This window comes from Lysinibacillus capsici (assembly GCF_020217405.1).
GTDB classification, from domain to species: Bacteria; Bacillota; Bacilli; order Bacillales_A; family Planococcaceae; genus Lysinibacillus; species Lysinibacillus capsici.
In genome coordinates this window covers 2,740,426-2,755,978 of sequence record NZ_CP084108.1, presented here as the reverse complement: position 1 = coordinate 2,755,978, position 15,553 = coordinate 2,740,426, and the positions used below count along the sequence as shown (strand labels likewise).

Below are 15,553 nucleotides of genomic sequence, written 5' to 3'. Positions count from 1 at the left end.
CAATCTCCTACAAAAATGAACGTGTAACGAAGGGGAGATTACGATGAATTGGCGAGTTTATATTCTTGCTGTGACTACCTTTGCAGTAGGGTTAGTTGAATTAATTGTTGGCGGAATCCTGCCAAATATTGCAGAGGATTTAGATGTGTCTTTAGCGACAGCGGGACAATTAATTACTATTTTTGCACTTGTTTATGCGATTTCTGCGCCTGTCCTACTATCCTTGACAGCCAAGGTGGAACGGAAGCGCTTATTCCTTATTTCTTTATTTATTTTTACGTTAGGAAATCTAATGACCTTCTTTAGTACAACGTTTATCATTGTGCTAATCGCACGTATTTTCACAGCTATGAGTACAGCGCTAGTGATTGTTTTATCATTAACGATTACAACTAAAATCGTAGAGCCTCGCCATCGTGCTAAAGCACTGGGGCTTGTTTTTATGGGTGTAAGTTCTGCGCTGGTGATCGGTGTGCCAATGGGTATTTTTATTACAGAAGCGTTTGGCTGGCGAGCCGTATTTTTGGGTATTAGTATCCTATCAACGATTTCAATGATATTAATTGCTTTATTACTTGAAAAAATGCCAATTGGAGAAGTAGTGCCACTTAAGGCGCAAATTAAATCGCTGGCCAATTTAAAAATCCTGACAGCACAGTTAACTACCCTATTTATGCTAGCGGGTCATTACATGCTCTACGCCTATTTAACACCATTTTTAGTAGAGGCATTTGATATGAATGCTTCATGGATTAGTATCTGTTACTTAATCTTTGGTATTGCCTCTGTTAGTGGGAATGCTGTAGGTGGATGGGTGAGTGATAAAATTGGCACAAGTAAAGCCATAATTTTAATTGTCTCAGCTTTTGCCATTGTCTTATTTAGTATTCCTTATACAATTATTGCCCTTCCACTGTTTTTAGTATTTACGGTTTTATGGGGTGCGTTGAGCTGGGCACTGACACCGCCATTACAAAATTACTTAATTCAAGCGGATCCTCAATCATCAGATATTCAGCAAAGCTTAAATACAGCAGCCCTGCAAATTGGTATTTCTATCGGATCAGCAGTGGGTGGCGCAATGTTTGCTTGGACAGGGTCCGTTATGCACCTAGCTAGCTTTGGTACGATTCTAGTTCTTTGTGCATTAGGCTGCGCCATCTTTTCTATTAAAAGGGCACCTCTTGGACAGGAGCAGCACGTAGATTATCAGTCAGCACATCATAATTCATAATCGAACGATAGTTCTGAAAGGTATTGGGAAAGCCATCCCAATACCTTTTTAATTGGTTTGCATGAATCTATTTTCGTACTCTTCCCAAATTTAAATTCTCTATGGTTTCTTAGCATACTCTAATTACCTATGGAATAGATTGTTGTAGTTAATGAATTTACAGATTTGAGGAGTTTGAGATTTTAAGAGCGAATATTATTTTTAAGAAAAATAGTAGGAGACTTTCAAATCTTGTAAATGGAAGGAGAACTCAATGACTGAATATCATCAACAATCATCTGCTGAAGTTATGAAGATATTGAACGTCACCACGCAAGGTTTGACTGATGATGACGTCCAAAAGAGGCAACAGGTCTATGGCTATAATGTATTAGAGGAAGGGAAAAAGACAAGTACGTTGGCTGTTTTTATGGGCCAATTCAAAGATTTATTGGTCATCATTTTACTCGTTGCTGCCTTCGTTTCCTTTCTACTAGGAGAAGTAGAAAGCACCATTGTGATCATGATCGTGGTTATTTTAAATGCCATTTTAGGTACAGTGCAGCACGTGAAGGCCGAACAATCATTAGATAATCTGAAAGCATTGACCTCTCCCATTGCCAAGGTCATGCGTCATAATCAACTAGTAGAAATTCCTTCTGAAGAAATTGTAGTAGGCGACCTTCTGATGTTGGAGGCGGGCGATTATATTAATGCGGATGGAAGACTACTAGAAAGCCATAATTTGCACATCAACGAAAGCTCTCTTACAGGCGAATCAATTGCTGTGGCAAAAAGTACAGACCCCATTCGGAAGCAGAATATCACCATTGCGGATAAGAAAAATATGGTGTACTCAGGAAGTTTTGTGACCAATGGACGTGGCATCGTGATGGTTACGGCAATTGGGATGCAGACGGAAATCGGAAAAATTGCGAATTTACTCGATACAGCCAAGGAAAAGAAAACACCATTACAAATTAGCCTCGATCAATTTGGTGAAAAATTAGCCTTAGGGATTACGCTGATTTGTTTAGCAATCTTTACGATTGATCTTATCCGAGGACGAGCCTTAGTGGAATCCTTTATGTTTGCTGTATCTCTTGCTGTGGCGGCTATCCCTGAGGCTTTAAGTTCTATCGTGACCATCGTATTAGCTTTTGGCACCCAAAAGATGGCAAAGGAAAATGCGATCATCCGCAAGCTGTATGCTGTGGAAAGCTTGGGGAGTGTATCGGTCATCTGTTCTGATAAAACAGGTACTTTAACAGAAAATAAAATGGTGGTACAGGAAGTTTTTGTGGACCAGAAGAAAATTCCTCATGATTGGCTCAATCCAATAAATCCAGTGGAAAAAGAACTAATGGTAAAAGCGCTTTTATGTAGTGACGCTGTCGAGCGTGACCACAAAGAAATTGGTGATCCTACAGAAATTGCGCTCGTGAAGTTGGGGAAACAGTATGGTTTAGATGAATTGAAGATACGTGAGCAATATCCACGTTTGGCTGAAATTCCATTTGATTCGACGAGGAAGCTTATGAGCACTGTCAATCAGATGGACAAGCAGCCCATCATGATTACCAAAGGGGCTCTGGATGTACTCTTACCAAAAGTGACGCGAATCAAAACATCAACAGGTATTTTTGAGATCACCCCGCAGCATCGCCAGAAAATCGAGGCAGTGAATCGTGATTTTTCTATGAATGGTTTAAGGGTGCTAGCCATTGCTTATAAGGAGGTCTTGCCTCTACAAAAAGTCGATCCACGAGCGGAACGAGATTTAATCTTTGTCGGCTTAGTTGCGATGATGGACCCTCCAAGAAAAGAGTCGAAAGAGGCTGTGGAAAGCTGTATAAAGGCAGGTATTAAACCCGTCATGATTACAGGAGACCATAAAATTACAGCTACCGCGATTGCCGAACAAATTGGTATTTTGCAAAATCCAGCTGAAGCTATAGAGGGACATGCGCTCGAAGGCTTAACGGATCAAGAGCTGCAAGATAAAGTACAGGATTATTCAGTTTATGCCCGTGTGACACCAGCTCAAAAAATTCGAATTGTTAAAGCATGGCAGGATAAAGGACATGTGGTTGCCATGACGGGAGACGGTGTCAATGATGGACCTGCTTTGAAGCAAGCAGATATTGGGGTGGCTATGGGCGTAACAGGCACAGAGGTTGCAAAAGATGCCTCATCCATGATTTTAACGGATGATAATTTTTCAACAATTGTTAAAGCAATCGCCAATGGCCGTAGCATCTATACAAATATTAAAAATGCCATTCTGTTCTTATTATCTGGAAATGCAGGCGCTATTTTTGTCGTGTTATATGCAACGGTTCTGGGCTTACCTGTTCCTTTTGCACCTGTCCATCTTCTATTCATCAACTTATTAACAGATAGTCTGCCTGCTATTGCCATCGGTTTAGAGCCAAATAATAAGAAAACAATGAAGGACAAGCCTAGAAACATTCATACTCCTTTATTAAATAAAAAATTTACCACACAAGTTGTGCTTGAAGGGATATTAATCGCCATCTCCACCATTATTGCGTTTCAAATTGGTTTATCGACAGGCGATACGTTAACAGCAAGCACGATGGCCTTTACAACACTATGCCTGTCAAGGTTAGTGCATGGCTTTAATTCTCGATCCAAACAATCCATCTTTGCGATTGGTGTATTTTCGAATAAATATACGTGGTTCGCCTTTATCATTGGTGTGCTAAGTTTACACATGGTCTTATTTATGCCGATGCTTACAACGGTCTTTGAGGTAGCTCCATTAACACCAGCACAGCTGGGCTTTATTTATAGCCTATCGGTGTTACCATTCCTAGTCAATCAATGGTATAAGCTACTGTTCGTGAGAAATCGATAAAGATTAAAAAAGGAAGCTTCCGTTAGTTAATCAAACGGAGGCTTCTTTTTAGTGAGTAGAGGCTAATAACCAGCCTTTACTCTTACTTAGGTCAATCAATCTCGCTCCAAGTAGCGCATAACGCATATGGAGTTCACTATATTTGGTTAGATGTGTTTTCTTTACTGCCAGCTCTAAAGCTTGGCTTACGGCAATCAAAGAGGAGGCAATATTCATCGATAAAATAGCACTTATTTCGCCATCATTAATGAAAGATTTCCCACGAATATCCGTTATTTTCATTTTACTGTATTCTATTGATGCTGTTGGTGCCAGCACACCGTTTTCCTTTAATAGCAGTGTTAGCTGTTTATTTTCCTCTTTTAAACATTGAATAAATTCCAATGTAAGGATTTTTAAGTTTTTATCACGCGTATGCTTAAAAAAAGCATGACTGGAAGCAATATAGCCTTGATTGATCCCAAGCTGTGACCAAAGCTTGAAAATCTCCTTAAATCGTAACGATGCTAGATTTTCATTTATCATTGTCATCCTGACACTTCCTAACTCTTAGTTTGATTTAAGATTAGGATGTAGCAGTAAATGACATTCTATTCATTTTTTACAATAAAAAATGTATAAGAGGTCGCTAATAGTAGGTGCCATAAGGGTACATAGGAGGGTAACGATAGGGATAAGGGTATGGACATGGTTTCATATATTGCTGTGGCATGGTTGGTTTAGAAGGGGCTTGATCGGTTGCTGATCGGACACGATTGCAGCCTTTTGCTGGTCCGATATAAGTCGTAGGAACAATCGGTGCAATTGTTTTCTTCCATTGTTCTTCATCTAAACAATACGTATGGGCCATCATATTGGCTGGTGTGAATTTTAAGATATCAGAGCCTAAAATGACCTCTGGCGTTGGCGCATCAAAAATAGCAAGTAGATGCGTGTCATCTTCTGTGGCTACTTCATAATGCCACCAGCCCTGTGGTACATTGGCAACCTGCCCAGGCTTGATAGGATAGTGTTGAATTTTCTTGGTAAAGGGATTCAATAGAGAAACCGTTGCTGCTCCTGCAATACAATAGACAAGCTCTGCAGCATTTTGATGATAATGTGGCTCGATGACATTGTCTTTACTTAAAAAAATATCAAGCAAAGATGTATTTTCTAATGTATTTAATTGTTCTACACCGAGAATATTAATGTAATTTCGGGAGTCTTTTTTAAAAAGCGTACTTTTATTGACATCAAAAGTGAACGCTGCAGAAGGGGAGCTATAATCGATATTTGAGCTGATACTTACATCCTTTCTCATATAAATTGAGCTATTCATCATCATAGATTATGTTTTAGGTGCTCCTAGACTTACACAAATGCCTAGCTACAGCTAGCCTCTGTCTGGGTAAAAATTAGCTAAAATTACCACTTCTATTTCAGAACATACGTGCGTATAATAAAAACACAAACGTTTGTTCTTAGTTATCAAAAACTCTGTTCAACATGATCGCAAACAGAGTCAGTAAAGGAGCATTCAACATGAAAGAACAGTTGAGAAAAGCCATGCATCGTCACCAAATCGTCCACATGATGTATCTAGCGAAATCAGGTGCCATTACGAAAAGGCGCGTGAAAATCATCCACATTCAAGGTGATTCCTTTACCGCCTTTTGTTTTACAAGGCTAGCGAAGCGTACGTTTCATATTAACAATGTTCTAGCCCTTCTGCCCATTCTCCAACGGGAGTCTGAGGTGATATGAATTACAACGACTTCCCACAGAAAGATATTTTTTGTATTGATATGAAGTGCTTTTATGCAAGCTGTATTGCCATGCTAGAAGGGCTAGATGTGCTGACAGATCCAATTGCCGTCATCGGTAATTTTGAACAACCTGGCAGTATTGTGCTAGCTGCATCACCAGTGATGAAAGAAAAATTTAACATTAAAACAGGGAATCGGCGTTATGAAATTCCCAAACATCCAGATATTAAGTTGTTTGAACCAAAAATGTCCTTTTTTCTAGAGATGTCCATGGCCATTACGCGTCTGATTGCACAATATGTCCCTCCAGAGGCGATCCATGTTTATAGTGTGGATGAAAGCTTTATAGATCTAACAGGCACAGAGCAACTTTGGGGTTCGCCTGAGCAGGTAGCCAAATTGATTCAGGAAGACATCTATGAAAAGTTTCGCATTCCGTCCGCCATTGGCATGGGACCAAACATGTTGATGGCTAAATTAGCGTTAGATTTAGAGGCAAAAAAAACAGGCTTTGCCAAATGGACCTATGCCGATGTCCCAACAAAGCTTTGGCCCGTGCGTCCTCTGTCTGATATGTGGGGGATTGGGAAACAGATGGCAGCCAATTTAAATGCGATGGGCATCCAAACAGTCGGTGGATTAGCCCATGCCGATTTAGCCGAATTAGAAAAGCGCTTTGGTATTATGGGTAATCAATACTATTACCATGCATGGGGCATTGATCTCTCCACATTAGGTGAGCCATTGGTGAACAATGCGGCATTAAGCTTTGGGAAGGGCCAAATGCTCATGAAGGATTATCACACACGAAAGGATATTGCAGTTGTACTCCTCGAAATGTGTGAGGATGTGATGAGACGTACACGGGAAGCAGGCTATGTCGGGCGGACTGTTAGCTTGGGGCTCTCTTACAGTCGCAATGCGATGACGAAAGGGTTCCATCGCTCAAGAACCATGGAAAGTCCAACCAATGAGACCCTTGTTATGTATCAGACTTGTCTGGCCTTACTAGATGAGCATTTTGCGGGTGAGCCAGCGCGTCAATTATCTGTTAGATTGACAAACTTAGAGCCAGAACGTAGCATTCAGCTTGATTTATTTGATGAGCGTAAGGACCAGCGGCAGGTCATTGGTCATGTCATGGATGCGATTCGTAGAAAATATGGAGTGGTGGCCTTATTACGCGCAGCCTCCTATACCAGCGCTGGTACAGCTATTTCACGGAATCGCTTAGTGGGCGGGCATTTAGCATAAGGAGTGAAAAAAATGATAAGAGATAGAGGCACGATGAAATGGACAGCGATGATGCTACCAGAGCATTTAATGCTTTTGAAGGCATGGAAACAAGAGGTGTTGACAGAGTTGCCTCGGGAACATGCTGAATGGGAGCTTGAAGAATTACAGCAAATAATCACACAAGCATTCACACAGCATAACTATATTATGTTAACTATATGGGAACATGGTAACTATGTGCAATGGGTAGGTACCATTCAAGCGATGAACGAGGACCAGCTGCTACTAGAAACCATTACCACAACGAAGCACATCCCGTTAAGATACATTTATGCTGCTCGTATAGAAGATGATGGATGTGATTAATGGAGAGCAACGACGATTATTACATCAATATTTGCTGCTTGATTTAGCTGTGAAATCCTTACAGCACGATCTAACAGTGGCGGAGCATTTTAAGATGAAGCGTGTATTTTTACCTGCTATGGATGCTTTATTAAAGCAGCTACACAAAGATTATTTTCAATTAAAACGTCAGCTCGCTCAACAAAAAATACGATTAGTTGGCTGGCATCGAATTGATGATTACTTTAGTGATGTGCAGGTGGCTACGGCAGGCAATGATGAGGTACTACGCTATGCCAATCAAGCGTTAAAAACCCAAGTCGAAGAGCTAATGAATAAACATTTACACAATGCCTAGGCTTATGTCTACGATGAAAAAGCCAAAAGCTGATGACAGGAGTGGTCAGCTTTTGGCGGCTTTAATTCTCGATAGGTTTCACATCAATTTGCTCAACTAGAAATTCATTGTTAGTACGATCAAATTGATAGGTAATACGAACATCGGCTACATAAATAGGTGAGATGCCAATCGATCCAGGGATGTTTAACATTATTTTTTGATTTGCTACTGTATAAACGACCACACCACCGAAAGCAAGTTGCGCTTGATTGATATCTGGTGCTGGATCAAAATCATAATCAAATGTAGATTCTTTTCCCTGTGCTTTTATCGTAATCGCTAATGTGCCATCATTATTTTTAGTAATCGTTGATTCAATAGTATGTGCAACGATGTCTTCATAATGTTGGACATTCATCTCCGATAAATCTTTTCCATTTACAACATGCATCTCATAGTGATTAAGGCCAGTCCCTCGTCCCGTTTGGATAATCAGAACAGCCTCTTCCTTATGATCATTTGTCAGATCTGTGTAGAATAACTGAGGTTTAGTTCCTGTATCAGGAATTGTCCAGTCAAAATTTTTCCGCTTACCATCAATATCTAAAGTTACCTCTGTAATTTCATTTTGTGCTTCATTTCGTGCAAATAATTTCACCTTCTCATCATCGGAAACGGCGATCAATGGAGCCTCATGCTGTATCTCCAGCTGTGGTGAGACCTGTTCGGCAGGGGTGTTTACTGTCTCGTTTGGAGCAGTAACACTACATCCAGCTAGTAGAGAAATTCCTAATAACCATAGCCACATCTCTTTTTTCAATGTCTAGAGCCACCTTTTCTATAGCTTATTGACTTTATTATACTGTACAAAAATGACCCCTAGCAGTTGAATTCTTAAAGGAAAAGCTTATATGCCAGGGAGTGGAGATGTAACAATGAAATTCTTAGAGATGGTAGGGGAAAATAGAATTCCATTGTTTGTAAGGTACGTCTCGCATTTTGAAAAGCAAATGAGTGACGATTTCTTTACAATGGCAAATTCATAACGATCTGCTCACCAATAGGTCCCATTCTTCTTTCTCCATGATCCACAAAGCCTACTTTGACATATAAATTCTGTGCAGCTATATTTTTATGATTGACGACTAACACTACTTCATTACATTCTTTAAATTCCTGCTTCACAAAATCAGCAAGTGCAAACATAGCCTTTTTAGCATAGCCCCTACCTTGCTGCTGATGGTCGATGGACAGGGCAGTTAGTAACATTGCCTGAGGATTACTAGAATATTGTTGGACTCTGTCCGTTGCATGAAGCACAAAAAAGCCGACAGGTACGCCACCACTTAAAATCACAATTGGATACTGTCCGACCTTCTCGATTGAAATCTCTTGAGGAAGTGCCGTAAATTGGTGTTGTTCTTCAGGTAATTCAAAACGATCTAACTGCTCTACATAGCTTTCAGAGAAATGTACTAACTCAATATTCGTTGTTTCTTGCATAAAAAAGCCTCCTTTTCTAATAGTTTAACTATAGAACAAACGTTCGTCAAGGAGGCTTGTATTAAAATAATGTGGGGGTAGGTCATTTTAACTTAAAAGGGTACCAAAAAGTAAAATAAAAGAAATACTAATCATCACAATGAGTGTAATGACCATTGTTAAAATTCCTCGAAGCAAGGTCGTTAAATTGTTAACATTTTTCATACCGACCAGGCTTAGGTAAAAACAGACAAAAGACAAGAGTAGTGTCAACAGTAATGGATGGAAATGAAGATAGGTGTCAAAGAAGTCTTTCATTGAACCTGATAGAAAAAATAATAGAATACAGCCCAAAGATAAGATAAATGACCAGAGATTTAAATTAATTCCCATTGTTTTCCTCCTTCCTATAAAAACGAATTTGTTGTAGGAATGTTCCGATGATTCCGCTTGATAGGGAAAAGGAGAAACTAAATGTGTGTTGCTAGAACAGGGTCACTCGGACGAAAGTGACCCCAAGTACCAAAAGGAGTGTAAAGTAAAGTGGAAAGAACTTTACACTACTATTATTATGTGAAGCTAGCGGTTTAAGATAGTTATCTATCTAAATTACTAGCTTTTAATTGTGAGTAAAAATAAATGAGCTAGAAAAAAACGAAAAGGAAGGAGATTAGACAGAATAGCTGTGGTAGCGATTCATTGTAAAAAGGCTTTAGCTTCTGTAATGGAACAGAGGCTAAAGCCTGAGACGATCAATTAACACATGAAGCTAGCACCAACGATAATAAGAAGGATGAATAGTACAACAATAAGCACGAATGTAGAGCTATTGCCGCTTCCATTGTCCCCGCCACAGTAACTCATGAAACACACCTCCTTTCTTTCTTCTAAAGTATGTATAGGACAAAAAGGGGGGAGCGAGCCAAGCTACAACTAGAGAAAAAATGAGTTGTCCCTTCATTCGGGAATAAAGCGGTGAAAGCTTTACTTTATTATTATGATGGAATAGTAGCTTGAGCTAGTTGTTAGCCTGTATAGCACTAGAAAATGCTCAAATAGCATCAAGAATAATGAAACAAATTTTACTAATTGTTTTGGTATTCAACACGATGTAAAAAAACATCCGTTCTAGGATGTTTTTTAGTATAACGGCTGCTGCGTATGACAAGGGGGAAAGCCGTTCACATCATGAATCATATGAAGGTCGTACTGCTTTAAGGCAAATTGACTTTGATACAAATATTCAAGAACAAGAAGTTTTCCTCCAGATACGCCACAGAGGACACCAGAAGTTCCTTGACCATTTGTAAAAGAAACACCAACAGGCTGACCGATTAAATACGGAATTTTATGTTGCCAAGGCACAATAGCCACTCCTTTCACTATAATATATGAAAGGAGTGGCTAAAGGTTCTTACCTTCACAAATCGTACACTCTGTTGTTGGAGATGCTAACTAAATACTGACAAATCGATCATTCTTTCATTACTATTTATATGGTAATATAATCTATAAATGGGGTTATAAAGAATTGCTAGTTATTAACGATCGGGAGGAAAATGGATGAAATTTAAAAAGGGAATCACCTTTATTCTAGGCTTCTTATTACTCATGCTTGCTGCCTGTACACCAACAGAAAAAAGTGAGAGCCAACTTCATGAGAAAAAGCAAATAACAGATGATGAAGAGATCGTGTTCTCATTTGAGCACCCTCAAACCAAACAAAACTACAAAATCATTCATGCCAATCAACTGTTTTATCCGTATATGGAAAAGGTCAAAGAGAATCCGAATCTTTCAAGCTCGGAAACTCTGGAACTGTATAATAAGGAGGTTATTCAACCGATCTACCAGGATTGTTTTGAAAATGGGGAATATTATCATATGGCAGAAAACCTGCTTAATACGGTTCCTAGCAGGCTAACAGAAATACAAATGGTGAGTGAAAAAATGGAGACGCATAAAGCAGAAATCAATCAACTTATTCAAGAATCGCTATTGAAATCCGCAGACCTCTTACCCTCTCAAAGCGATGTAGCCGTTTGTGTATTCCCTTCCGCAACCAATAATAGAATACCCTTCGCAGTTGGAGCGGGCAAAATAATCCTCCCGCTTTATCTAAATGTTCTGGATGATGGTATAAAGTCAACTGTTGCCCACGAATACCATCACAGCGTTTGGGCGGAAAAATATTTTAATAAAGATGTCGGAGCTTCGGTATTGGATAGTATCGTCTTTGAAGGAAAAGCGGTCATGTTTGAAAAAACTGTTTATCCCGACTACGGCTATACAGCAAAGAATGTAACTTACAACAAGGAATTATGGTCTAAAGTAGAACCTGATTTACATAAGTACGACAGTAATCGTACCTCAGACATCTTATATGGTGGAAAAGGGTTACCAAAAAATTATGGTTACAGTGAAGGCTATAAGATGGTTAAATCCTATCTTGACTTGCATCCTGATCAAACACCAGAGGATTGGACAGCCTTAAGTGCACAAGAAATTTTCGAACATGGAAAATACTTAGAACACTATCAATAACTATTTTGAAGACACTTATTTGTGAGGGTTCAAAATTAAAGACAGAGCACTTTTACTGATTACAATATGGACTCGTAAAACATGCAACGTAATAATGATAGGACTTTCTCAATCGAAAAACGACATAAGTCACGACGGTTTTAAATGGCAGTGGCTTATGTAATGAGGAGAACCTTCCCAAGAATAATGCAACGGCTTATTAATGTATTAAATCTTGCGGAAATTTCCAACTAAACAGAGTATGTATAAAGGGATAGCATTGTACAAAAACATCTTGGGGGCGATGTTAAAGGTGCTATCCCGACATTAATGTATGTGAAAGAACTTAAGAACATTACCACTGTAAGTAAATTGAAAAGTAATTAAAATAAGGGTGTAAAGCTTTTATTATAGGTATCATCTGAGGCATCATGGATAAATAACAGGTGGTTTTTCCTTGTGTGCGATGGTTGAATTTATATTTTCTTTCTAATAGAAAATTTTTGGCACATAATTTAAGTCTTGCCATTAAACCATATTATGTCAATTAATGGCGTAAGACCAGCTTATTATAGCTACCAATCCACGAGTCATATTATCTGATTTGGGACAATGAATAAACTGTAAAACGAAGAAGCCATGTGGTGTTGAAAACATAACAACACCACATGGCTTCTTTATTTATAAGAATATTAATAATTTTTAATCTCTTCGAAAGTCCCGAATGTTGCATCCCGTAGATTAATTGTACCATATATATTTTTCTTCCCATCAATCACTAGCACCTTTGGATGCATGTATTGTCTTGGAATACTTGATTTTTGTCCGTCCGTTTTATGGAATGCTAATATTTGTTGCAAAGTCACATCATCGGTATACGTAAATCCACTGAAATCATCATTATAGGTATGAAAAGGTACAGGTCGAATGATAGGTAAATAATAAAATGTACGATCTTTTAATACTTTTCCTTCAAATAGAACGTCTCCACCATTTGTTACTGTGTAACGCTTATCACCGATATGATTCATGGCATCTGTATCAAATACCATGACACCTTGATAGTCGAAATAATATCGGTAGTGTACAGTCTTCGGTGTTCTTATAATTTCTTCATTATCAATAGATAATACATTTCCATTGACTGTATGCTCTGTTATGCCCGAATCACTGTTTATGAAATACATAGATACACCTTGTTGATCGATATATCCTGCTTCTGATCCATATTCTCTTCCTGTATCTAATAATTTGTAATGCGCATCTGTAAAACTATGCATTAAGAAAAGATTCATATTAATATATCCATGTTGACCTGGAATGTATTTATTTACAATGGAGAAAGCATTTGATTGCATAAATTGATTTCTTAGCTGTAATCGTGATTCGTGAGGGCGACCAAAAAGGCTAGTCCCTTCAATTAGCACTTCTTCGTCGATGGCAAAGTTACCATCATAGCGTGCATAAATATGAAGAAGTGAATTAGAAAAGGACACTTGTAAATGGGATTTATTGATTGTTGTTACATTTGAAATTTTTTGGAATCCTAGCGCTTCAGCTGTTTTTTCAAAATGAATAACATGGTGATTGCGCTCAATTAATTTGATTGTTCTTGATAAAAAAGAAGCAAACTGCACACGTGTCACACTGTTTTTGGGATTGAAAGTATCTACATTGGAAATGCCTAAAGCATTAAGTGCCTCTATATAGGGTCTAGCTTCTTTATTTGCTTTCTGTATATCCACTACATGACTTTGCAAATCATAGGCATAGTCAATCAATGAATAGTTTCGGGCTAATACCATAAGTCGGTTTAACGTTAGTGCCATTTGTTCTCGTGTCATGTGATGATATGGATTTAGACGTCCATTTTCTCCCTTAAAGATGCCATTATCGTAAAGTAAAGTTGAATACTTTAGCAATTCACGATCCTTCACACGCAGGGGCATATCCATAAAGCGATCCATTTCCTCCCAATTTTTATCAACCTTCGCTATGCCAGTCTGTTCGATATAGCGTCCCATCATGATGACAACTTGACCACGAGTAATTGTAGAGTTTGGGGAAAAAGTTGTCGGTGTTGTCCCCTTAATAATATTTCTTTTTGTTAAATCCTGTACTTCTTGTTGCATTTGATTCGGCAGTTTTTTTATATCATCAAAGCCACTTGCAGAGACAGAAATGGGATTCATTAAAAAAACGAAACAGAATAAAACGAACATCATTGTATAAATAAGCTTTCTTTTCATCTTTCACCTGCTTTAACCAATATCCACAAAATGATAGCATGTTTAAACAGATAAATTCTATTGGTAATGAATAACAAATATAAAGTGACCTAGAGCTAACTAGATTTATAGATGTTACTGCAACTACTTTAGGTTCTCTTCACAATAATTATCATACGACAATCATAAAAGAGGCAGTGGCAAGTTCAAGTGATAAAAAGAGATTAATAGCATTAAATACGTTAAGATCAAATAAGGTGAAAGTTATTCATTCTTTTCAGTTAGTAGCGATAATTTTGAAAGGCAGAAATTCCTTTCACTTAAGAATATATTGATCGGCCTAGGGTAAAAGATATAGGTTTTCATTACATTTTGTCATGAGAAAGGGTGGTAATATGAGTAGGAATTTTATTATCTTTGGAGCTAGCCAAGGATTGGGAGATGCATTTGTTAAGGGTTTACCTGTCAAAGGTGATACAGTATGGATGGTAGCAAGAACGAGACCTAATAGTTTAGAACTAAATGACGGAGTAAATCGTCACTGGCTATCCATTGATCTGTCTAGCCAACAACAAATTTCCACTTTAAAAGAAGTGTTACAAGGCATTCCTCTCGATGTATTAATTTATAATGTGGGTGTCTGGGAAAAGCATGGTTTTGAAGATAATTATACATTTGATAAAGATGAAGTAGAGGATATTTCGAACTTAATCAATATCAATCTAACCTCTACTATTACATATATACAGGCACTTATACCCAACTTAAGACAAGCAGAGCATGGAAAAATTATTTTAATTGGCTCTACAGCAGGCTTAGACCATACAAACAATGCACAAGTTTCATTTGTCACATCCAAATTCGGCGTAAGGGGCATTACAAATGCACTACGAGAACATTTAAGGAAAGATAAAATTGCTGTCACATGCATTAATCCTGGTGAACTGGCAGCAGAAGTACCCTATGAAGAAGGGGCAGAGAAAGCTATTCATTTATATGAAGGTACACGAATCCCCGTACAAGATATTGTATCTCTTGTGCAATGTGTCATTAATCTATCAGCAGTCTCCTGTGTAAAAGAAATTAATGTCCCAGCCATAACGGATTTAAATGCATGATTACTCAGTGAACGCTACTCAAAATTGAGTAGCGTCATAGTGTTGAAAAACAAAACCATCCATAGAATTTTTGTGAAAATTGAAAATGGTTTCCCTTGCAGGCTACTTGCTTTCCTGTGGGCGAGCGTCGAGCCGCTTTTCCGTTATCGCTCCGTTTAGTGGCTCACCTGTCTTATGTTATCCCACGGGAGTCAAGTAGCCTTTCACCCCAACCCACAAAATGGTTTTTTAGCAAAGGTTTTCATTACTCTTTATGGAGGGGGTGTCACTCATCACTTCTCCACATTGAAAATAAAAATCCGATCCCCCTAAGAATAAGATATTGGACTATTTGATTGCTATGCTAGTATGAAAAAAGTAAAGACACTTTTGCAGAAGGGTTAGCGTCACAGATGAGACCCTGGAGCGAACGGAAATCAACCCCTTGCCTTTCAAATTT

The 15,553-nt window shown here is 38.4% G+C and carries 16 protein-coding genes; 8 read left to right on the top strand and 8 right to left on the bottom strand.

Annotated features, from left to right (window positions below; genetic code table 11):
• Positions 1–43: 43 nt before the first annotated feature.
• On the top strand, positions 44–1,234 hold the full coding sequence (locus LCP48_RS13610) for an MFS transporter (protein ID WP_004230558.1): 1,191 nt from the start codon (positions 44–46) through the stop codon (positions 1,232–1,234).
• A gap of 253 nt (positions 1,235–1,487) precedes the next feature.
• On the top strand, positions 1,488–4,094 hold the full coding sequence (locus LCP48_RS13605) for a cation-translocating P-type ATPase (RefSeq protein WP_004230555.1): 2,607 nt from the start codon (positions 1,488–1,490) through the stop codon (positions 4,092–4,094).
• Positions 4,095–4,142: 48 nt separating this feature from the next.
• On the opposite strand, the gene LCP48_RS13600 is transcribed toward LCP48_RS13605, so the two are convergent.
• Together LCP48_RS13600 and LCP48_RS13595 are read right to left on the bottom strand one after the other, a co-directional pair.
• Positions 4,143–4,625, bottom strand: a complete 483-nt coding sequence (locus tag LCP48_RS13600) for a DUF3231 family protein (RefSeq protein WP_004230551.1) — start codon at positions 4,623–4,625, stop codon at positions 4,143–4,145.
• Between the two features lie 97 nt (positions 4,626–4,722).
• Complete coding sequence (locus tag LCP48_RS13595) at positions 4,723–5,379, bottom strand: cupin domain-containing protein (RefSeq protein ID WP_036218725.1); 657 nt, start codon at positions 5,377–5,379, stop codon at positions 4,723–4,725.
• A 239-nt stretch (positions 5,380–5,618) separates the two neighbouring features.
• Here LCP48_RS13595 and LCP48_RS13590 point away from each other — a divergent pair, with 239 nt between their 5' ends.
• From LCP48_RS13590 to LCP48_RS13575, 4 genes are read left to right on the top strand one after another with little or no spacing between them, the layout of a single operon-like run.
• Positions 5,619–5,840 carry a hypothetical protein gene (locus LCP48_RS13590; protein ID WP_004230548.1) on the top strand — a complete coding sequence of 74 codons (222 nt, stop codon included), beginning with the start codon at positions 5,619–5,621 and terminating at the stop codon, positions 5,838–5,840.
• Entirely contained in the window at positions 5,837–7,096 is a 1,260-nt protein-coding gene (locus tag LCP48_RS13585; protein WP_009370356.1) for a Y-family DNA polymerase, read from the top strand. Before LCP48_RS13590 ends, LCP48_RS13585 begins: the two co-directional genes overlap by 4 nt.
• A gap of 12 nt (positions 7,097–7,108) precedes the next feature.
• Complete coding sequence (locus LCP48_RS13580; RefSeq protein ID WP_004224231.1) at positions 7,109–7,444, top strand: YolD-like family protein; 336 nt, start codon at positions 7,109–7,111, stop codon at positions 7,442–7,444.
• Positions 7,428–7,781 (top strand): YhjD family protein, encoded by a 354-nt coding sequence (locus LCP48_RS13575; RefSeq protein ID WP_009370358.1) that lies wholly within the window; start codon positions 7,428–7,430, stop codon positions 7,779–7,781. The genes LCP48_RS13580 and LCP48_RS13575 overlap by 17 nt, the downstream gene beginning before the upstream one ends.
• A 61-nt stretch (positions 7,782–7,842) precedes the next feature.
• Here the strand turns inward: LCP48_RS13575 and LCP48_RS13570 are convergent, their stop codons facing one another.
• The 5 genes from LCP48_RS13570 to LCP48_RS13550 form a co-directional block, all read right to left on the bottom strand.
• Positions 7,843–8,583, bottom strand: coding sequence for a hypothetical protein (locus LCP48_RS13570; protein WP_004224237.1), 741 nt, complete (start codon positions 8,581–8,583; stop codon positions 7,843–7,845).
• Between the two features lie 206 nt (positions 8,584–8,789).
• Positions 8,790–9,266 (bottom strand): GNAT family N-acetyltransferase, encoded by a 477-nt coding sequence (locus LCP48_RS13565; protein WP_004224240.1) that lies wholly within the window; start codon positions 9,264–9,266, stop codon positions 8,790–8,792.
• Between the two features lie 87 nt (positions 9,267–9,353).
• The gene (locus tag LCP48_RS13560) at positions 9,354–9,638 is read right to left on the bottom strand and encodes a hypothetical protein (protein WP_004224241.1); all 285 of its coding nucleotides are present in this window, start codon (positions 9,636–9,638) and stop codon (positions 9,354–9,356) included.
• Positions 9,639–10,001: 363 nt separating this feature from the next.
• Entirely contained in the window at positions 10,002–10,109 is a 108-nt protein-coding gene (locus LCP48_RS13555; RefSeq protein ID WP_004224244.1) for a YjcZ family sporulation protein, read from the bottom strand.
• A gap of 276 nt (positions 10,110–10,385) precedes the next feature.
• Positions 10,386–10,610 (bottom strand): hypothetical protein, encoded by a 225-nt coding sequence (locus LCP48_RS13550; protein ID WP_004224247.1) that lies wholly within the window; start codon positions 10,608–10,610, stop codon positions 10,386–10,388.
• A 198-nt stretch (positions 10,611–10,808) separates the two neighbouring features.
• Between LCP48_RS13550 and LCP48_RS13545 the strand changes: the two genes are divergently transcribed.
• Positions 10,809–11,789 carry a DUF2268 domain-containing putative Zn-dependent protease gene (locus tag LCP48_RS13545; RefSeq protein WP_225340283.1) on the top strand — a complete coding sequence of 327 codons (981 nt, stop codon included), beginning with the start codon at positions 10,809–10,811 and terminating at the stop codon, positions 11,787–11,789.
• 671 nt (positions 11,790–12,460) lie between these two features.
• On the opposite strand, the gene LCP48_RS13540 is transcribed toward LCP48_RS13545, so the two are convergent.
• A complete protein-coding gene (locus LCP48_RS13540; RefSeq protein ID WP_225340282.1) occupies positions 12,461–14,017 on the bottom strand; it encodes an S-layer homology domain-containing protein in 1,557 nt (518 codons plus the stop codon).
• Between the two features lie 374 nt (positions 14,018–14,391).
• Here LCP48_RS13540 and LCP48_RS13535 point away from each other — a divergent pair, with 374 nt between their 5' ends.
• Entirely contained in the window at positions 14,392–15,114 is a 723-nt protein-coding gene (locus LCP48_RS13535; RefSeq protein WP_004225017.1) for an SDR family NAD(P)-dependent oxidoreductase, read from the top strand.
• Positions 15,115–15,553 lie beyond the last annotated feature (439 nt).